We start from the raw sequence: 2,457 nt of genomic DNA, 5'->3' as shown, positions 1-2,457 counted from the left end.
ACTGGGCATCGGCGCTGCTGGTGCTGGCGCTGCTCGCGGCGTGGCCGATCCGCCAGAGCGTGCTGGCGCCGGCCGAGCTGGTGCCGCGGCTGCCGGCGCTGGTGCGCGCGCCGGTCGACGGCGTCATCGAATCCTTCCAGATCGAACCGAACCAGCGCGTCAGCGCCGGTCAGCCGCTGCTGCGGCTCGATGCCACCGAGGTACGCAGCAAGCTCGAAGTCGCAACGCGCGCGCGCGAGGTCGCGCTCGCCGAATTCCAGACCGCCTCGCAGCAGGCCTTCAGCGATGCGCGCGCCAAGGCGACGCTGGCGACGCTGGCCGGGCGCGTCGAACAGCAGGCTGCCGAGCGCGATTACTACGCGACGCTGCTCGAACGCCTGCAGCTGCGCGCGCCGCAGGACGGCATCGCGATCTTCGACGACCCGAACGACTGGCTCGGCCGGCCGGTCGCGGTCGGGCAGAAGATCCTCGTGGTCGCGCGCCCCGAAGATATCGAACTCGAAGTCCACCTGCCGGCCAGCGATCCGCTGCTGCTCGCAGCCGGCGACGCGCTGCTGTTCTTCCCGAACGTCGCCCCGGACCGGCCGCTCGGCGCGCGGCTGCGCGTGATCGGCTACACGGCCGTGCCCGGCGCCGATGGCGTCGCCGCCTACCGGCTGAAGGCCAGCCTCGATGCCGGCCGCACCGGCAATGCCGCCGACCTGCGCCCCGGCCTGCGCGGCACCGCCCGCGTCTACGGTGCCGACACCACGCTCGGCGCCTGGCTGCTGCGCCGGCCGCTGGCGGTGCTGGCGCGCTGGCTGAACCTGTGAGCCTTGTGAGCCCGGCCACGACGGGCAGCGCGAGCCTGCCGCCGCTGCGCGAGGAGCTGAAGCTGTATCCGGGGCCACCGGCGCGCGACGGCGCGCCGGGCTGGACGCTGCACGACCCGGCCACCAACCGCTACGTGCGCCTCGGCTGGCTGGAAATCGAGTTCCTGCGCCGCTGGGCGCTCGGTTCGCCCGAGGCCGTGCTCGCCGCGGTGCGGGCCGAGACGACGCTGACGGCCGCCGCCGCTGATCTTGATGCGTTCGTGCGCTTCCTCGCCGATCAGCAGCTGCTCGCCATCGGCCATGCCGACGCCAGCCGCCTGCACGCCGAGCGGCGCGCACGGCTGCAGCGCGGCTGGGCGAGCTGGCTGCTGCATCACTACCTGTTCCTGCGCGTGACGCTGCTGCGGCCCGATGCCTTGCTGCGCGCGATGCAGCCGTGGCTGGCCTGGGTGTGGACGCGCGCCTGCGCGCTGACGGTCGCGGTGCTGGCGCTCGGCGGGCTGCTGGCGATCCTCGGCCGCTGGGAGCGCTTCACGCACGAATTCCCGTTCGACTTCGATCTGCGCGGCGCGCTGGCGGTCGGCGCCTGCCTCGCGGTCTCCAAGGTGCTGCACGAGTTCGGCCACGCCTGCACGCTGCACCATTACGGCTGCCGCGTGCCGGCGATGGGCGTGGCCTTCATCGTGTTCTGGCCGGTGTGCTGGACCGACGCCAGCGCCGCCTGGCAGCTGGTCGAACGCCGCAAGCGTCTGGCGATCGGGGCCGCCGGCGTGCTGGTCGAGCTGGCGCTCGCGGCCATCGCCTCATGGCTCTGGCTGCTGCTGCCGGACGGCGCGCTCCGCAACGGCATGCACGTGCTCGCCGGCACCGCCTGGCTGCTGACGCTGGCCGTGAACCTGAATCCGCTGATGCGCTTCGACGGCTATCACCTGCTCGCCGATGCGCTCGACGAGCCGAACCTGCAGGCGCGTTCCTTCGCGCTCGGGCGCTGGCGGCTGCGCGAGGCGCTGTTCGGCCTCGGCGAAGCACCGCCCGAGCGGCTGCCGGCGGCGCGCCGCCGGCTGCTGGTGGCGTATGCGTGGGCGACCTGGGTGTACCGCTTCGGGCTGTTCGTCGGCATCGCGCTCGCGGTCTACCACTACTTCTTCAAGGCGCTGGGGATTGCGCTGATGCTGGTCGAACTCGGCTGGTTCATCGCGCTGCCGCTGTACTCGGAGCTGCGCGCCTGGCACGAACGCCGCGCAAGACTGCGCCACTGGCGGGCCTGGCGCGTGCCGATGCTGCTGCTCGCGGCCCTCGCGGCGCTGCTGCTGCTGCCGTGGCACGGCTCGGTGTCGGCGCCGGCCGTGCTGCTGGCGGCGCGCGAGGTGCAGGTGTTCGCCGGCCAGCCGGGGCGCGTGCAGAAGCTGGCGGTCGCCGAAGGCTCGACGGTCGCGGCCGGCGAGCGGCTGCTCGTGCTCGACAATCCCGATCTCGAACACCGCATCGCGACGCTGACGCAGCAGCTCGCGGTGCTCGAAGCCGTGACCGCGACGCACACGCTCGATGCGCGCCTGAATGACCGCAATCCGATCGAGCGTCAGGAGCTGCTGCGCGTCGCCACCGAACTCGAAGGCGCGCGCGCGCAGGCCGCGCGGCTGACGGT

At 73.1% G+C, this 2,457-nt stretch carries 2 protein-coding genes; both read left to right on the top strand.

Going from position 1 to position 2,457, the window contains the following annotated elements:
* On the top strand, nt 1-812 hold an 812-nt coding region (locus PKE44_RS18260; RefSeq protein WP_324554089.1), incomplete at its 5' end, for an HlyD family efflux transporter periplasmic adaptor subunit.
* A 5-nt stretch (nt 813-817) separates the two neighbouring features.
* A partial coding sequence (locus PKE44_RS18255) for a biotin/lipoyl-binding protein (protein WP_324554086.1) occupies nt 818-2,457 on the top strand: 1,640 nt, incomplete at its 3' end.

Origin of the sequence: Plasticicumulans sp. (assembly GCF_035331805.1) — a bacterium.
Classification (GTDB): domain Bacteria; phylum Pseudomonadota; class Gammaproteobacteria; order Competibacterales; family Competibacteraceae; genus Plasticicumulans.
Note: the sequence above shows the minus strand (reverse complement) of the source record. Positions and strands in the feature narration are given on the sequence as shown.